We start from the raw sequence: 14,348 nt of genomic DNA, 5'->3' as shown, positions 1-14,348 counted from the left end.
GACGCCTCGGCTTGGGCGAGTCCATCCAATTACGAGATGAGTGCGACCCTACACCTTCTGCGGCTCGGCCTCCGCGACCACATCCCGCATGCGGTCGCGGTTGGCGAGGGTCGGGAACAGTTTGATCCAGATACCCGTCACCGCCAGGGTGCCGACGCCCCCCATCACCACCGCCGGAACCACGCCGAACCAGTGCGCGGTCAGGCCCGATTCAAACTCACCCAACTGATTCGAAGCGCCAATGAACAGCCCGTTCACCGCGCTGACCCGGCCGCGCATTTCATCCGGGGTTTCCAGTTGCACGAAGGATGCGCGGATCACCATGCTGATCATGTCCGCTGCGCCGAGCACCACCAGCACCGCCATGGAAAACCAGAACGATGTCGACAGGCCGAACGCGATGGTTGCTACGCCAAACACTCCTACGGCGGTAAACATCACCCGCCCTACATGCCGCTCAACATTGAAATGAGCGAGCCACAGCGACATCGCCAATGCCCCGACTGCCGGTGCCGAGCGCAGCATGCCCAGCCCCCACGGACCGGTCAGCAGAATGTCTTTGGCAAACACCGGCAACAACGCGGTGGCGCCCCCGAGCAGCACCGCAAACAGGTCCAGCGAAATCGCGCCGAGTACGTCTGGACGGCTGCGGATGAAGCGAATCCCGGCCAGTAACGAGTCCATGGTGGCCTTGTTTTTGTTCAGCGGTGTCTGTCGAGCGGGCAGGCTGAGCATCAGTGAGCAGGCGATGACGTAAAGCAATACGGTTGGGCCGTACACCCAGCTACTGCCGAACGCGTAAAGAAAACCGCCCAGCGCAGGAGCGACGATGGTTGCCGATTGCTGTGCCGATTGCGCTGCGGCCACTGCCCGAGGGAACAGGGCAGGGGGCACGATGCTTGGCAGCAAAGCCTGAGTGGTGGGCATTTCGAATGAGCGGGACGCGCCTAGCGCAAAGGCCAGGATAAAGATCATTTCCCGCGTGACACTGTCGGTGCTGCTGCCGATGAACAGCGCCAGTGCGATGCACGCCTGCGCGGTTTGGCAAATGGCGGCCACTTTGCGGCGGTCGTAGCGATCCGCTACATGCCCGGTGTGCAGCATGAACAGCACACGAGGCGCGAACTCCACCAGACCGACGAGCCCGAGGTCCAGCACGTTGCCGGTCAACTGGTAGAGATTCCAGCCAATGGCCACCGTCAGCATCTGAAAACCGCTGGCCGTAAAAATGCGGGCAAACCAGAAAGCGACGAACGGACGATGGTGGCGCAATAACACTGGGGCTTGAGTCGACATGAGCAACAACAGCCAGGCAGGAGAGAGTGGCCAGATTATCAGTTTGTAACAGTTAGTTGCATGAAAAGCCGGTCAGATTGGATCCAGATCTGAAGGTTTTTTCGCATCGCAGTCACAGCCCGTCGCAATGAAAATTCTTCTCATGTGCCTGCAAAACAGGGCTGTAGAGCGGTGAGACAACTCGCCACGCGGCAAAAGACCACACGTCCGAGAGGTTGAAATGGGACTACTCTTTGACAGTCAGTTGATCTGCGTCAATGCCCACAAGGCAAAAGAAACGGCAGGCGGCTTGACGGACTTCAAGGTTGCGCCATGGGCCGATGGAAAGGGCTGAGCCTTTTTTCTTCCACCACCCAGAACGTTTTCAACCTGCCGCGCTCCTTACCAGTGGGGGGCAGTGGCTGCTGACCTCGAGTCACCAGCCGTATCACCTGATAGAGGAAAACCCAATGTTCGGTTTGGATGCAATTGAGCTCGCCCGAATTCAGTTCGCGTTTACCATCTCGTTCCACATCCTGTTCCCTGCCATTACCATCGGTCTGGCAAGTTACCTGGCGGTGCTGGAAGGCCTGTGGCTCAAGACCCACAACAACGTCTACCGAGACCTTTACCATTTCTGGTCGAAGATCTTTGCCGTCAACTTCGGCATGGGCGTGGTGTCCGGTCTGGTCATGGCGTATCAGTTTGGTACCAACTGGAGCCGCTTCTCCGACTTTGCCGGGGCCGTCACCGGGCCGCTGCTGACGTACGAAGTGCTCACAGCCTTCTTCCTCGAAGCCGGCTTTCTGGGCGTGATGCTGTTCGGCTGGAACCGCGTTGGGCGCAACCTGCACTTCTTCTCTACGGTCATGGTCGCCATCGGCACCCTGATCTCGACGTTCTGGATTCTGTCCTCCAATAGCTGGATGCAGACCCCGCAAGGTTACGAAATCATCGACGGCCGGGTGATCCCGACTGACTGGTTCGCAGTGGTGTTCAACCCGTCCTTCCCGTATCGCCTGCTGCACATGTCCATTGCGGCATTCGTAGCGACGGCATTCTTCGTCGGCTCGTCTGCTGCATGGCATCTGTTGCGCGGCCGGGATACCCCACAAATCCGCAAAATGCTCTCCATGGCAATGTGGATGGCCTTGATCGTTGCTCCTGTACAGGCGGTGGTTGGCGACTTCCACGGCTTGAACACCCTTGAGCATCAACCGGCGAAAATCGCCGCGATTGAAGGTCACTGGGAAAACGTCGGTGACGAGCCGACGCCGCTGATCCTGTTCGGCTTGCCCGATATGAAGGAAGAACGCACCAAGTACGCCGTTGAAATTCCGTACCTGGGCAGCCTGATCCTGACTCACAGCCTGGACAAACAAGTACCGGCCCTCAAGGAATTCAAACCGGAAGACCGTCCTAATTCGACCATCGTTTTCTGGTCGTTCCGGGTCATGGTCGGTCTCGGCTTCCTGATGATCTTCACCGGTTTGTGGAGCCTCTGGCTGCGCAAGCGCGGCACGCTTTATAACTCCCGAGCGTTCCTGTATCTGGCTTTGTGGATGGGGCCGTCCGGCCTGATCGCGATCCTGGCAGGCTGGTTCACCACTGAAATCGGCCGTCAGCCTTGGGTCGTCTACGGCCTGATGCGTACTTCCGACGCGTCGTCCGGGCACAGTGTCATGCAGATGAGCATCACGCTGGTGATGTTCGTAGTGGTTTACTTCGTGCTGTTCGGTGCGGGTCTTGGCTACATGATGCGTCTGGTGCGCAAAGGTCCTAAAGCCTACGTCGAGCATGTCCCTGAAGGTGGCCCAGGTCAGAACCGTACACCCGCCCGTCCACTCTCCGCAGCTGTTGAAGGCGCGGAAGATGGCGACAATCTCGACAGTCTGGGCAAGGGGAACTGAGTCATGGGTATTGATCTTCCACTCATCTGGGCAATCATCATCATCTTCGGCGTGATGATGTATGTAGTGATGGACGGCTTCGACCTCGGCATCGGGATTCTCTTCCCGTTCATGAAGGACAAGACCGACCGGGACGTCATGATGAACACTGTTGCTCCCGTCTGGGACGGCAACGAAACCTGGCTGGTATTGGGGGGCGCCGGGTTGTTTGGTGCATTCCCGCTGGCTTATTCGGTGGTGTTGTCGGCGCTATACCTGCCGCTGATCCTTATGCTCATCGGCCTTATTTTCCGCGGGGTCGCTTTCGAGTTTCGCTTCAAGGCAACCGATGAAAAACGTCACCTGTGGGACAAAGCCTTCATCGGCGGTTCTCTGACGGCGACGTTCTTTCAGGGCGTGGCACTGGGTGCGTTCATCGACGGTATTCCGGTGGTCAATCGTCAGTTCGCGGGCGGTGATCTGGACTGGTTCTCGCCGTTCACCGTGTTCTGCGGTCTGGCGCTAATCGTTGCTTATGCGCTGCTGGGGTGTACCTGGCTGATCATGAAGACCGAAGGCGCCTTGCAGAAAGCCATGCACAACCTGGCGCGTCCCTTGGCCACCGCCTTATTGGTGGTGATTGGTGTGGTGAGTATCTGGACACCGCTGGCGCATCCTGACATTGCCAACCGCTGGTTCACACTGCCGAATCTGTTCTGGTTCCTGCCTGTCCCGGTTCTGGTGCTGGTCACCATGTATGGCCTGTTCAAGGCTGTGGCGCGCAACGCTAACTACACGCCATTCCTGCTGACCCTGTTGCTGATTTTCCTCGGCTACAGCGGTCTGGGTATCAGCCTGTGGCCGAATATTATCCCGCCGTCGGTTTCGATCTGGGATGCATCATCGCCACCGCAAAGCCAGGGCTTCATGCTGGTGGGTACGCTGTTCATCATCCCGTTGATTCTGGTTTACACCTTCTGGAGCTACTACGTGTTCCGCGGCAAGGTGACCCACGAAGACGGTTACCACTAGCAGATGACCGCCCCAACGCTCGGCGTTGGGGCTATCGATAGAGGAGAGACTGGCGATGTCTGGCAAAGAATCTTTTCATGAAGAGCAAGATCCGGCGCTGAAGAAGCCGCTGTGGCAACGTCTGGCGTGGCTGGTCGGTATCTGGGCTGCGAGCGTATTTGCGCTGTTCATCGTCGCAAGCATATTGCGACTGTTCATGAACGCTGCCGGTCTGACGACCCACTGATTCAAAATCCCATCCTGCGTCCCATCGACGCGGTTTTATAACCCTCCGCTGGAGGGTTTTTTTTGGTCTTTTTCAAAGTCTGATTCTGATTTGGAATGCAGTTCCATGTGGGAGATTCTATGTTCCTCACCAGCCCGAAGATTGATCGCAACCCTGTAGGACCGGCTTTAGCCGGGAGGGCTTCGGGACATTCGCTAGATATTCTTCGGCAGGAATACCGCCCTCCCGGCTGAAGCCGGTCCTACAAGATCAAGATCAAGCTTGCAGGCCATCCCACAGGTTCTGCCATTCAGTTAGACCGCAGACTTACTTACGCGCCTTGAGAATCACAAACTTCGGTGTAGCCGCCACTTGCTCAACCCCGCGAAACAGGCGCGCCAGTTTGGTGTGATAACCCAGGTGACGATTGCCGACCACGTACAACGCTCCGCCCGGTACCAAGGCGGCGCGGGCTTGCTGGAACATGCGCCAGGCCAGGAAGTCACCGACGACTTGTTGTTGGTGAAACGGCGGATTGCACAACACCACATCGAGGGAGTCTGGCTCTTGCCCTGCCAGGCCGTCATCCGCACGCAAGACCACTTCACGCTCGCCCAATGCCGAACGCCAGTTCTGCTCCGCTGACTGCACCGCCATGTACGACTCATCCACCAGCGTGTAGTGCGCTTGAGGGTTCTCCAGGGCACTGGCAATCGCCAAGACTCCGTTGCCACAGCCGAGGTCCGCAACCCTTGCGCTGCCCAGATTCTTTGGCAGATGGGGCAGGAACGCGCGAGTGCCGATATCCAGACCCTCACGGCAGAACACATTGGCGTGATTCAACAGTTCAATAGCCGGTTCGTCCAGTTTGTAGCGGGTCGGGTAGGGCGACGGAGCGTTCTTTTTGGGTTGCGGCGTCGCAAACAGCAGCCTGGCTTTTTTCACTCCGAGAGAAGCGCTGACCGGACCGACGTATTCTTCCAGCAACTCGCCAGCTGAGCGAGGCAGGTGCTTGATCATCGCAGCAGCGACGACACGAGCGCCGGGAGCCAATTGGCCTTGCAGGCGAATCAATTGTTCTTCAAGCAGCGCGAGGGTTTTCGGCACGCGAATCAACACCCAGTCGAACGGGCCGACTACTGCTTCACTCGCGGGCACCAAAGTAACCGCGTCATAGGCCATGCCGTTGCGTACAAGGTTTTTCTGCAGGCCGTGGGCCGCGAGCCAGGAGTCGGTGCTGCTGGTGACGGCCGCATGCTGGGCAAGGCTGGCTGCCAGCGCGCCGAAGCTGTCGTTGAGCACCAGCACTTTGCTTTGCAGCGTCAGCCCATGCTCCGCTACATAGTTGAGCAGGTATTCATCGGCAGCGTCGAACGCCTGCAGTGGTTCGTCTTGCTGTTCCGGTTGGCGGATGAGGTCAAGCTGGGCGAGCGGGGTATCAAGCAACGGCATGGGCGGGAAAACTCTGACAATCGACGATTGGTCACCGAGGCCCGTGAAGCGGTGGGCTGGTCAAGGCAGGTGATTTTACGTGCTTTTTGTCACGGGGTACCTGTCCTTGCGTCATTAGTTAGAATATTCCGCTGAGTGCCGCCTGGACCACTGCTGCTGTCTTGTTGCAAACGCCCATCTTTTGCACCGCGTTCGCGACGTGAAAGTGAACAGTGCGTTCTTTCATGCTCAGAATAATTGCGATGTCCCCCGCAGTTTTTCCTTCAGCCGTCCATTTCAGTATCTCGACTTCTCTGGCCGTCAGTTGTTTCACGCCGTAAGTGTGCAGCGTTTCTAACGATCGGGTCCCCATTTTTGCCTCCCTGTCGATCCAACTCATGTCCGTTGCTCATGTTCCTAAGTGTAGGAAAAATCGCCGCGCTTAAACCCTCCGCAGCGACGACGCAGACCGGTGGAATGCTGGCGTTTTATCCCAGGGTCAAGTTAAAGAATGACTGATGGGTTGCAGGGCCGGACGCAGAAGGGTCTGTGTCATTTCACTCGCCCATGTAGCTATACGTTCAAGAGACAAATGATCTAAACAGGCCTGCTTGAACCGGGCTGCTTCGCATTGCTTGCGAGCCTTTACATTTTTCAGGATGCGGATGTCACTACAAACCAGCGGTGTTTATCCGCTGCACTTTGCGGGACACTGAGCACCTCCGTTTACGTGCAGGAGTCAGGATCGACCATGACCGCCAGTGAAGAAAAATACACCCGCCAGACGCTGCTCGACGTGACGCCATTGACCCCGAGCCTGTTCACATTGCGTACTACTCGCGATCAAGGCTTTCGCTTTACGGCGGGGCAATTCGCCCGTCTGGGGGTCACCAAGGCTGATGGCAGTATTGTCTGGCGTGCGTACTCAATGGCGTCCTCGCCACATGATGAATTTCTGGAGTTCTTCTCCATTGTCGTGCCCGGGGGCGAGTTCACCAGCGAGTTGAGCCGATTGCGTGAAGGCGACACACTGCTTATCGAAAAGCTGGCGACGGGGTATCTGACGGTGGACCGATTTACTGACGGTCGTGACCTCTGGCTGTTATCCACAGGCACAGGCGTTGCGCCGTTCCTGTCGATTCTTCAGGACTTCGAGGTGTGGGAAAAATTCGAACGTATCGTTCTGGTGTACAGCGCCCGTGAGGAGAAGGAATTGGCGTATCAGCCGCTGATTGCCGGGCTGACCGAGCGTGACTACCTGGCTGAGTACGCCGACAAGTTTGTCTATGTCCCGGTAGTGACCCGCGAACAGGTCCCCGGTGCGTTGAATGGTCGGATTACACAGTTGATTGAAAGTGGTGAGCTGGAAGCCGCGGCAGGTTTGCCGTTAACCCCCGAGCACTCGCGGGTCATGATCTGCGGCAACCCACAGATGATCGAAGACACCCGGGCGTTGCTCAAAGCGCGCGACATGAACCTGAACCTGACGCGTCGGCCGGGGCAGGTGGTTGTCGAGAATTATTGGTAAGAATTCCCCGCGGGATGCAATTGTAGGACCGGCTTTAGCCGGGAGGAGGCCGGTAAATTTACCGAGTCTCTATCGTCAGAGATAAAGCCCTCCCGGCTAAAGCCAGTTCTACGGAATAATCGAGCCCTCCCGGCCGAAGCTGGTCCCGCGAATGTCAAAAAATCAAACTGGATGCTTCGGATCCACGGTGATCGGCGCCGACGGCTGATGCTGTTCCTTCAACAGGTCACGGATTTCACCCAGCAGCAGTTCCTGCTTGGTTGGAGTCGGTGGCAGGGTTGGCGCCTTGGCTTCTTCGCGCTTCAGGCGATTGATCGCTTTCACGCCCATGAAAATGGCGAAGGCGACAATGATGAAGTCGATAATCGTCTGGATGAACTTGCCGTAAGCCAGCACTACCGCAGGGGCCGCGCCTTCTGCAGGTCTGAGGATAACGGCGAGGTCACTGAAGTCCACACCGCCGATCAGCAGCCCGAGAGGCGGCATGATGACATCGCCGACGAACGACGAAACGATCTTGCCGAATGCCGCACCAATGATGATACCGACGGCCATATCGACCACGTTACCTTTGACGGCAAAGGCTTTGAACTCGCTTAGTACGCTCATGGGTCATTCCTTGTAACTGATGAGATTGTCCAGTGCAGTGTAAGTCAGCTGCACGGGTTGCGCTGGGCACCCTGCAATCGACCGGGCTTTTCTGACGAAGTTTTATGAAGTTTCTCAGAAAGGGAGTGCCGCAGGCTTACCGACGCCCTGGCGACAGCTGCGTTATGATTGCCAACTTTTACCGATGGGGTTGTCATGGCCAAGGCCAAACGCTTGTATGGCTGCACTGAGTGTGGCGCGACTTTTCCCAAGTGGGCCGGGCAGTGCAGCGAATGCGGCGCCTGGAACACACTGGTGGAAACCGTACTGGAAAGCGGCAGCGCTGCGCCTCCGAGCGGGCGTTCCGGCTGGACCGGTCAGCAGACCCAGATCCGTACGCTGGCCGAGGTCAGTGTCGAGGAGATCCCGAGGTTCTCCACCAATTCGGCCGAACTGGACCGGGTATTGGGTGGCGGTCTGGTTGATGGCTCCGTGGTGCTGATCGGCGGTGATCCCGGAATCGGCAAATCCACGATCCTGCTGCAAACCCTGTGCAACATTGCCGAACGTATGCCAGCGCTGTATGTGACGGGTGAGGAATCCCAGCAGCAGGTCGCGATGCGCGCCCGTCGACTCGGACTGCCGCAGGACAAGCTGCAGGTCATGACCGAAACCTGCATCGAAAACATCATTGCCACCGCCAAGGTCGAAAAGCCCAAGGTCATGGTGATCGACTCGATCCAGACGATTTTCACCGAGCAACTGCAATCTGCTCCGGGTGGCGTCTCGCAAGTGCGTGAGAGTGCGGCCTTGTTGGTGCGTTATGCCAAACAGAGCGGCACGGCGATCTTCCTGGTAGGCCATGTCACCAAAGAGGGCGCATTGGCGGGACCGCGAGTGCTTGAGCATATGGTGGACACGGTTCTGTATTTCGAAGGCGAATCCGATGGCCGTTTGCGCTTGCTGCGTGCGGTGAAGAACCGCTTCGGTGCGGTCAACGAGCTGGGCGTATTCGGTATGACGGACAAGGGGCTGAAAGAAGTCTCGAACCCGTCGGCGATTTTTCTGACCCGGGCTCAGGAAGAAGTGCCGGGCAGTGTGGTGATGGCGACCTGGGAAGGGACGCGTCCGATGCTGGTGGAGGTTCAGGCGCTGGTGGATGACAGCCATATGTCCAATCCCCGTCGCGTGACATTGGGCCTGGACCAGAATCGTCTGGCGATGCTACTGGCGGTCTTGCACCGGCATGGCGGCATTCCTACTCACGATCAGGATGTTTTCCTCAACGTAGTGGGCGGCGTCAAAGTTCTGGAAACGGCATCGGACCTGGCGCTAATGGCGGCGGTGATGTCCAGTCTGCGTAACCGTCCATTGCCTCATGATCTGCTGGTATTTGGTGAAGTAGGGCTGTCCGGCGAAGTACGCCCGGTGCCGAGTGGTCAGGAGCGTCTCAAGGAAGCCGCCAAGCACGGCTTCAAGCGGGCGATCGTACCGAAAGGCAACGCGCCAAAAGAAGCCCCGCCGGGATTGCAGATCATTGCGGTGACCCGCTTGGAACAGGCGCTGGATGCGTTGTTTGAGTGAGCAATGCAAGGCCTTGTAGGAGCGCGCTTGCCCGCGATGACGGTATTTCAGACGCAGGGGGGTGTATCTGATGCACTGGCCTAATCGCGGGCAAGCGCGCGCTCATCAAGCAACATGCAATCTACTGGATTGAAATGCATTTTCTGTAGGAGCTGCCGAAGGCTGCGAAGCATTTCTCCTGATACACCGCTATCGCAGCCTTCGGCAAGCTCCTACAGGTCCTATGTTTGCCGCGAGACAGCGCGGTGTCAGGGACAGCGGGCGATCTCCTACAGCTAAAAAACCATGCAGATACTTACACCTCAATCAGCGCCGCCAACTCACGCTCCAGCTCATCATGATCAGCCAGGTTCAGTTCGATCAGTCGTCGCAGGTGGCTGATTGAGTCGAGCGTAATGTGCTCACAGACAAACCCCAGCTGCCCGTTTTCATCGTGGGCCAGTCTCACGTCCATTTGCACATGCACTTCATTGCTCAATTTGATATCGGCGTTGAATGCCTGTTCGGTATCGGCGTGCCAGGGTTCGGGACGCTCTATGAGCATGCCTTTGAGGGAGAGGTCTACCAGTTGAACCTGCCAGTTCCGGTCACCCTGGCTCAGTTGGGTTTTCGCATCGAAGGCGATGCGTTTAAAGCGTCGGCGGTCATCGTTGGAGTCGGTCATCGAATCACTTCTCTTGGAATCGTGTGACGTGCTGTCAGCGGTTAAACGCCTGTCGAGGCGTCGACTGTAACGACGATAGTCCTGATCCTGCTTTCCCGATAGCTTTCACGCCCGGATTTACACTTCGTCCGCCTTTCGAGCCGCGTCTTGTGATCAGGTTCAATGGCCGTTTTTAAGTGAATCGTTTCTTTTACGCTCTAGACCTTGGTTGGGGTGGCCTTTCGCGGCGGCGCAGCTAAACTCGCGTAGCTGGTCTTTCAGTCATCTGCTGGAATATAAAAAATGAAAAATAATAATAGCCTCATGCGCCATGTGCCCTGGCTAATCGTTGCAATTGTCGGAGCATGTGCTCTGGGGGTCGTGGCCTTGCGCCGCGGGGAAGCAATAAACGCCTTGTGGATCGTGGTCGCTGCGGTCGCCATCTACCTGGTTGCCTATCGTTATTACAGTCTGTTCATTGCCCGGCATGTAATGCAACTCGACCCGCTGCGGGCAACTCCAGCCGTGGTCAACAATGATGGTCTGGACTATGTGCCAACCAACAAACACATTCTTTTCGGTCACCACTTCGCTGCGATTGCTGGCGCCGGACCTCTGGTCGGGCCGGTATTGGCCGCACAAATGGGCTATCTGCCCGGCACGCTCTGGCTGATCGCCGGTGTAGTGCTGGCCGGTGCGGTGCAGGATTTCATGATCCTGTTCCTGTCCACACGCCGTAACGGTCGCTCGCTGGGCGACATGGTGCGTGAAGAAATGGGTCGCATCCCCGGCACTATCGCGCTGTTCGGCTGCTTCCTGATCATGATCATCATCCTCGCGGTGCTGGCGCTCATTGTGGTCAAGGCCCTGGCTGAAAGCCCATGGGGCATGTTCACCGTGCTGGCGACAATCCCGACAGCGATGTTCATGGGCATTTACATGCGCTACATCCGCCCGGGCCGCATCGGCGAGATCTCGGTGATCGGTGTGGTGCTGTTGCTGCTTTCGATCTGGGTCGGCGGCATGGTTGCTGCCAGTCCTGAATGGGCACCGATGTTCACCTTCACCGGTGTGCAGATTACCTGGATGCTGGTGGGCTACGGTTTTGTCGCGGCGATGCTGCCAGTCTGGCTGCTACTAGCACCGCGTGACTACCTGTCGACCTTCCTGAAAATCGGCACCATCGTCGCCTTGGCCATTGGCATCCTGATTCTGGCGCCTGAGCTGAAAATGCCTGCGCTGACCCAGTTCACCGATGGCACCGGTCCTGTCTGGAAAGGTACGCTGTTCCCGTTCCTGTTCATCACCATTGCGTGCGGCGCGGTATCGGGCTTCCACGCGCTGATCTCTTCCGGCACTACGCCGAAGCTGCTGGATAACGAAACCAACGCTCGTTACATCGGTTACGGCGGCATGCTCATGGAGTCCTTCGTGGCGATCATGGCGATGGTTGCGGCTTCGGTGATCGAGCCTGGCATCTACTTCGCCATGAACAGCCCGGCGGCAATTGTGGGCGGTGATGTGGTGACTGTGGCCCAGACTGTCAGCAGTTGGGGCTTTGCGATCACGCCTGAACAGCTGACAGCAGTGGCGAAGGACATTGGCGAGAACACAGTACTGGCCAGAGCCGGTGGTGCACCGACCCTCGCGGTGGGCATTGCGCAGATCCTGCACCAGGCCTTGCCGGGTGCCAGCACCATGGCGTTCTGGTACCACTTTGCAATTCTGTTCGAAGCCCTGTTCATTCTGACGGCGGTTGACGCTGGTACACGTGCCGGTCGCTTCATGCTGCAAGACCTGTTGGGCAGCTTCGTTCCAGCCCTGAAACGCACCGAGTCCTGGACGGCCAACGCCATCGGCACCGGTGGTTGCGTGGCGTTGTGGGGTTACCTGCTGTACCAAGGCGTGATCGATCCACTGGGCGGCATCAACACCTTGTGGCCTCTGTTCGGTATCTCTAACCAGATGCTGGCAGGTATCGCGCTGATGTTGGCAACCGTTGTCCTGATCAAAATGAAGCGCCAACGTTACATCTGGGTCACCATGCTGCCAGCCACCTGGCTGCTGATCTGCACCGTAACGGCTGGCTTCATCAAGCTGTTCGATAGCAACCCTGCCGTGGGTTTCCTGGCTCTGGCCAAGAAATACAGCACTGCGGCTGATGCGGGTCAGATTCTGGCTCCAGCCAAGACCATGGATCAGATGCAGCACGTGATCTTCAACGCTTACACCAACGCGACACTGACGATTCTGTTCCTGTTCGTGGTGTTCAGCATCCTGTTCTATGCGCTGAAAGTCGGCGTCGCGGCATGGGGCAACAAAGAGCGTACGGACAAGGAAGCGCCTTTCCAGGCGTTGACGACTCCGACCAACGTTTGAAAGACGAGAGGATCTGCCCATGTTCAACGACCTGAGTCGCCTCGGGAAATACCTCGGTCAGGCAGCGCGCCTGATGGTGGGCATGCCTGACTATGACAATTACGTCGCGCATATGCAGGTCAAACACCCTGACAAGCCGATGATGGATTACGAAACGTTCTTCCGGGAACGCCAGGAAGCCCGTTACGGCGGCAAGGGTGGGCCGAAGTGCTGTTGATTGGTTGATCAATGGCTGGTTAATCTGAAACGCGCCACGCTTGTCGTGGTGCGTTTTTGTTTGTGGTAGACACAGACCCGTAGGACCGGCTTTAGCCAGGAGAGCGTCGGTACTGGTGAGCACATTTATCGGATGTACTGATGCCCTCCCGGCTGAAGCCGGTCCTACGGGGATATGTTTCACTCCAATTTTTTGTGTTGTTAATAGAAACAGGAGCACCCATGACCACCCCGCAACCCATTCCCGTCACTGTCCTCAGCGGCTTTCTTGGCGCGGGCAAGACGACGTTGCTGCGTCATCTGCTCAAAACCGAGCACGGCCTGAAAATCGCTGTGATCGAAAACGAATTCAGTGATGCCGGGATCGACACCCAATTGCTGGGCGCCGAGCCCGTGCAAGTCATGACCCTGTCCAATGGTTGCGTCTGCTGCACCATTCACACCGATCTTACCAAGGCCCTGTTCCTGCTGCTGGAGCGTCTGGACAGCGGTGAAATCGCCTTCGACCGTCTGGTGATCGAATGCACCGGCCTGGCTGATCCTGCGCCTGTCGCACAGACCTTCTTCATCGACGAAGAGCTGCGCGAGCGCTACATCCTCGATGGCATTATCACGCTGGTGGACGCGGCCAACGCCGAGACTCATCTGGCGCAGACCATCGCTCAGGCACAGATTGGTTTCGCCGACCGTCTGCTGGTGAGCAAACGTGATCTGGTCGACGACGCTGCTTTCGAAGCCCTCAGCGCTCGACTGACCCGCATCAACCGCCGCGCGCCGATCCGTGTGGTGGAGCACGGAAAGATCGATCTGGCCGAGCTGCTGGACGTGCGGGGGTTCAACCTGAATGCGGATCTGGGCGGCGGCATGACCTTGCGTCCGCTGGCTCCGGCGGGCAGCTCCATTGATCGCATTTCGAGCATTGTCCTGCGCACCGACGAGCCGCTGGATATCGACAAGCTCAGCGAATTCATGAACGAATTGCTCGAAGAGCACGGCTCGCAGTTGTTGCGCTACAAAGGCGTGCTGAACATAGCGGGCGAGCCCAGACGTATGGTGTTTCAGGGCGTGCTGAAGCTCTATGGCTTCGACTGGGATACCGAATGGGAGGAGGGCGAAAAGCGCGAAAGCGTGATCGTTTTTATCGCTGATGAACTGCCAGAAGAGAAGATCCGTGCGGGGTTTGCCAAAGTCGCAGGCTGAACGGCCTTCTATCGAACAAAACACGATCCATTGAATTGAAATGCATTTTCTGTAGGAGCTGCCGGAGGCTGCGAAAGCAATAATCCTGACACGCCGCCATCGCAGCCTTCGGCAGCTCCTACAGGTCCGATCTTTGCCCATATTTCCTGAACCCACAAAAAAGCCCCGGCTCTGACGAACCGGGGCTTTTTGTGACTGCTGCAAACGGGGCTGATTAAGCGCCGTATACCGGCAGTCTGGCGCAGATGGCTTTTACTTTTTCACGTACTGTGTCGATCACGGCTTCGTTGTTCAGTCAGCCAGGATGTCGCAGGTTCAAATTGCCTAATCCTTGTAAGCCACATCAGCTTCAAGGCCAGGTCGCGCTTCGTTCGATAA

Annotated in this window: 13 protein-coding genes and 1 pseudogene; 8 read left to right on the top strand and 6 right to left on the bottom strand. The window is 57.5% G+C overall.

Annotated elements, in window-relative coordinates:
• Positions 1–48: 48 nt before the first annotated feature.
• Positions 49–1,296 carry an MFS transporter gene (locus tag AO242_RS19835; RefSeq protein WP_099270065.1) on the bottom strand — a complete coding sequence of 416 codons (1,248 nt, stop codon included), beginning with the start codon at positions 1,294–1,296 and terminating at the stop codon, positions 49–51.
• A 449-nt stretch (positions 1,297–1,745) separates the two neighbouring features.
• Here AO242_RS19835 and AO242_RS19830 point away from each other — a divergent pair, with 449 nt between their 5' ends.
• From AO242_RS19830 to AO242_RS19820, 3 genes are read left to right on the top strand one after another with little or no spacing between them, the layout of a single operon-like run.
• Positions 1,746–3,185 (top strand): cytochrome ubiquinol oxidase subunit I, encoded by a 1,440-nt coding sequence (locus AO242_RS19830; protein WP_027902291.1) that lies wholly within the window; start codon positions 1,746–1,748, stop codon positions 3,183–3,185.
• Positions 3,186–3,188: 3 nt separating this feature from the next.
• Positions 3,189–4,196, top strand: coding sequence for a cytochrome d ubiquinol oxidase subunit II (gene cydB / locus AO242_RS19825; protein WP_027902290.1), 1,008 nt, complete (start codon positions 3,189–3,191; stop codon positions 4,194–4,196).
• Between the two features lie 55 nt (positions 4,197–4,251).
• A complete protein-coding gene (locus AO242_RS19820; protein ID WP_099270064.1) occupies positions 4,252–4,422 on the top strand; it encodes a DUF2474 domain-containing protein in 171 nt (56 codons plus the stop codon).
• Between the two features lie 306 nt (positions 4,423–4,728).
• Here AO242_RS19820 and AO242_RS19815 read toward each other — a convergent pair whose 3' ends face one another.
• Both AO242_RS19815 and AO242_RS19810 read right to left on the bottom strand, forming a co-directional pair.
• Positions 4,729–5,853, bottom strand: a complete 1,125-nt coding sequence (locus tag AO242_RS19815; RefSeq protein WP_099270063.1) for a methyltransferase — start codon at positions 5,851–5,853, stop codon at positions 4,729–4,731.
• Positions 5,854–5,971: 118 nt separating this feature from the next.
• Positions 5,972–6,205 carry a LuxR C-terminal-related transcriptional regulator gene (locus AO242_RS19810; RefSeq protein ID WP_099270066.1) on the bottom strand — a complete coding sequence of 78 codons (234 nt, stop codon included), beginning with the start codon at positions 6,203–6,205 and terminating at the stop codon, positions 5,972–5,974.
• 378 nt (positions 6,206–6,583) lie between these two features.
• Here AO242_RS19810 and AO242_RS19805 point away from each other — a divergent pair, with 378 nt between their 5' ends.
• Positions 6,584–7,360: a ferredoxin--NADP reductase gene (locus tag AO242_RS19805; protein WP_099270062.1), complete on the top strand. Its 777-nt coding sequence runs from the start codon at positions 6,584–6,586 to the stop codon at positions 7,358–7,360.
• A 162-nt stretch (positions 7,361–7,522) separates the two neighbouring features.
• On the opposite strand, the gene mscL is transcribed toward AO242_RS19805, so the two are convergent.
• Complete coding sequence (mscL, locus tag AO242_RS19800; protein ID WP_027902285.1) at positions 7,523–7,969, bottom strand: large-conductance mechanosensitive channel protein MscL; 447 nt, start codon at positions 7,967–7,969, stop codon at positions 7,523–7,525.
• A 195-nt stretch (positions 7,970–8,164) separates the two neighbouring features.
• Here mscL and radA point away from each other — a divergent pair, with 195 nt between their 5' ends.
• Complete coding sequence (gene radA / locus AO242_RS19795; protein ID WP_087272641.1) at positions 8,165–9,532, top strand: DNA repair protein RadA; 1,368 nt, start codon at positions 8,165–8,167, stop codon at positions 9,530–9,532.
• A 295-nt stretch (positions 9,533–9,827) separates the two neighbouring features.
• Here radA and AO242_RS19790 read toward each other — a convergent pair whose 3' ends face one another.
• On the bottom strand, positions 9,828–10,196 hold the full coding sequence (locus AO242_RS19790) for a PilZ domain-containing protein (protein ID WP_027902283.1): 369 nt from the start codon (positions 10,194–10,196) through the stop codon (positions 9,828–9,830).
• Between the two features lie 282 nt (positions 10,197–10,478).
• Between AO242_RS19790 and AO242_RS19785 the strand changes: the two genes are divergently transcribed.
• From AO242_RS19785 to yjiA, 3 genes are all read left to right on the top strand, one after another.
• The gene (locus tag AO242_RS19785) at positions 10,479–12,554 is read left to right on the top strand and encodes a carbon starvation CstA family protein (protein ID WP_099270061.1); all 2,076 of its coding nucleotides are present in this window, start codon (positions 10,479–10,481) and stop codon (positions 12,552–12,554) included.
• Between the two features lie 19 nt (positions 12,555–12,573).
• Complete coding sequence (locus AO242_RS19780) at positions 12,574–12,771, top strand: YbdD/YjiX family protein (RefSeq protein ID WP_027902281.1); 198 nt, start codon at positions 12,574–12,576, stop codon at positions 12,769–12,771.
• A 221-nt stretch (positions 12,772–12,992) separates the two neighbouring features.
• Positions 12,993–13,970 carry a GTPase gene (yjiA, locus tag AO242_RS19775; protein ID WP_099270060.1) on the top strand — a complete coding sequence of 326 codons (978 nt, stop codon included), beginning with the start codon at positions 12,993–12,995 and terminating at the stop codon, positions 13,968–13,970.
• Positions 13,971–14,184: 214 nt separating this feature from the next.
• Here yjiA and AO242_RS19770 read toward each other — a convergent pair.
• Positions 14,185–14,282, bottom strand: a pseudogene (locus AO242_RS19770) (glycine hydroxymethyltransferase); the annotation flags it as partial.
• Between the last annotated feature and the right edge of the window lie 66 nt (positions 14,283–14,348).

Origin of the sequence: Pseudomonas sp. ICMP 561, from assembly GCF_002699985.1 — a bacterium.
Taxonomy (GTDB): domain Bacteria; phylum Pseudomonadota; class Gammaproteobacteria; order Pseudomonadales; family Pseudomonadaceae; genus Aquipseudomonas; species Aquipseudomonas quasicaspiana.
Note: the sequence above shows the minus strand (reverse complement) of the source record. Positions and strands in the feature narration are given on the sequence as shown.